Here is a 2065-nt window from a genome sequence, read left to right as displayed (position 1 = left end):
CTTCTCAGGCCAGTATCACCGCGGAATTCTTCGCCCGGCAAGCGACGCGGCGGCCGCAGCGTGGGTCCCTTTGGGCGAGCTTCCTGGCTATGAGGTGACGGAGAGGGTGCGCTCACTGCTGGACAGGGTGCTGGCTCAAAATGGGAAGCCCACTTGTTGCACTCCGAACAAGTGAGTCTAATCCATTCTTCTCTCCAGCGGTATGAACGGCCGTGATGAGCCTCCTCTTGCTGAAGATCTGCCTGAGTTCTTCGTGGTGAAGGACGAGCTCGACCTCCACGGATTCTTCCCGGAACAAGTGCCAGAGGTGGTGGACGAGTTCTTGCGCCATGCCTGCGCCTCAGGCTTTGCGCGGGTGCGCATCGTCCATGGCAAAGGGCGAAGCAAGCTGAAGTGGGCAGTCCACCGCCTGCTGCGCTCACATCCGCTGGTGGAGGCCTTTGGCGATGCCCCGCCCGAGGCAGGTGGCTGGGGCGCGACGATTGCCCTCCTCCGGTGTGACAAGAGCCAGGCAGGTACGGCTCCTTGACCGGAGCTCCTCCCGCGCGCTGCCGGACTTCCCTTTCGCGGCGCTCGGCCAGGCCGCCAGTTATGGCTCCACAGTTCCGCAAGGACCCTCTCGCCGCCGGCATGCATAGCCTCGTGAGGCACCCGGAGTGCCGCAACCAGAGGCTTAGCATGCGCCAATTTGTGCTTGACATCCTTGTTTTTCCTCACTAAATTAGCAGCAGTTTCCGGCCCAAGCGCCGGCGGGGCATTCTGCGACGGAGATCGGGAGGTGGCCTTGATTCAAGACCCGGCAACATACTCGCTCAACTTTGGTCCCACTGCCACGTGGGTCGCCTTCATTGTGGGCGTGCTCATGTACGTGGTTGGCTTCTTCGGTGGGCTCAGGCTCAATTTGGCCAAAATGATCACGGCGGTGGTTCTGGCTTCGGCCGTCTCGGTGGTGGCCCGGCCCCTGGTCAATCGCGTTCACGTCTTTGTGGCCTCCATCCTGGGTGGAGAGATCGCCGGCTTTGCGATCCCGCTCCTTTGGACGGTCTTTGTGTTGGGCGTTTGCCTTAGCCTGTACGAGTCGTTCACCGTGACCGCCAAAGAGGCACACCCGATGAAGTGAGGGCGCCCCCCAGCAACCGTGATGGGCGCGATCTACCCCGACGAGGCCGAGAGGAATCTCCCCATGGTCGAGTTCCAGTACTTTGCCGGATGTCCCCACGCCGCAGAGACGTGGCGGCACCTTGAGGAGCTGACAGCGGAGGGCTTCTTGCTCCCAGATGAGGTGCAGGTCACGGAAGTAAGGGACGCCGAAGAGGCACGGCGGATGCAGTTCGCCGGGTCGCCAACCGTGTTAGTCGACGGCGTTGACATCTACACGGAAGAGAAACCGCGGGAAACGAACTTTGCCTGCCGTGTCTACGTCGTCAACGGAATGAGGACGGGTGTGCTACCGAAGGAATTCATCCGTCAGCAAATTAGCAAACTGCGGGGCGGCACTTCCCACCGCGGGAAGTCCGGGTCATAGGCTTGACCAGCATCGGCTGGTCAGCATGTTGCCGTCAAACTGAGGAGACATCGTTATGTACACCTTGGACGAGTTGACGCTCCGGTGCCTGGCCGAAACGAGTTTTGCGAAATACGGCCCCCACATTGCCGTCTCTTTCGTCGATGAACCGCCGCTCACCTACAATGACCTCAAGCGGGCGGTGGTGGCTACGGCCCACGCGCTGAAGAAGAGGGGTGTCAAGCAGGGGGATAGAGTGGCGATCCTCGGGGAAAATAGCCCGCAATGGGGCATCGCCTACTTGGCGGTCGTCAGCATGGGCGCGGTGGTTGTTCCCATTCTTCCTGACTTTCACAAGTCAGAGGTGCATCACATTATCCGCAACTCCGGGGCAAAGGTGCTCTTTGTCGCCAGCAAGCTGGTGCACAAGGTCGAAGAGAAGCGGCTCGGGGACTTGAAATTGCTGGTGGGTCTTGATCCCATCGAGCGTCGGGATTTGCCGTACAAAGTGGAAAACCTGAGCAAGCTGATCGACGAACAGGCCAGGGAGACGACGCTGCC

Annotated in this window: 4 protein-coding genes; all 4 read left to right on the top strand. The window is 60.6% G+C overall.

Annotated features, from left to right (window positions below; translation table 11 throughout):
- Positions 1–202: 202 nt before the first annotated feature.
- Positions 203–529 carry a Smr/MutS family protein gene (locus tag H5U38_10645; protein ID MBC7187482.1) on the top strand — a complete coding sequence of 109 codons (327 nt, stop codon included), beginning with the start codon at positions 203–205 and terminating at the stop codon, positions 527–529.
- A 249-nt stretch (positions 530–778) separates the two neighbouring features.
- The gene (locus tag H5U38_10640) at positions 779–1120 is read left to right on the top strand and encodes a hypothetical protein (protein MBC7187481.1); all 342 of its coding nucleotides are present in this window, start codon (positions 779–781) and stop codon (positions 1118–1120) included.
- A gap of 63 nt (positions 1121–1183) precedes the next feature.
- On the top strand, positions 1184–1525 hold the full coding sequence (locus tag H5U38_10635) for an alkylmercury lyase (GenBank protein MBC7187480.1): 342 nt from the start codon (positions 1184–1186) through the stop codon (positions 1523–1525).
- 55 nt (positions 1526–1580) lie between these two features.
- On the top strand, positions 1581–2065 hold a 485-nt coding region (locus H5U38_10630; protein MBC7187479.1), incomplete at its 3' end, for an AMP-binding protein.

The sequence above is a fragment of the Calditrichota bacterium genome (assembly GCA_014359355.1).
In the GTDB taxonomy this organism is placed as follows: domain Bacteria; phylum Zhuqueibacterota; class Zhuqueibacteria; order JANLFK01; family Oleimicrobiaceae; genus Oleimicrobium.
The sequence above is the reverse complement of the archived record's forward strand: the minus strand, read 5'-3'. Positions and strand labels throughout refer to the sequence as shown.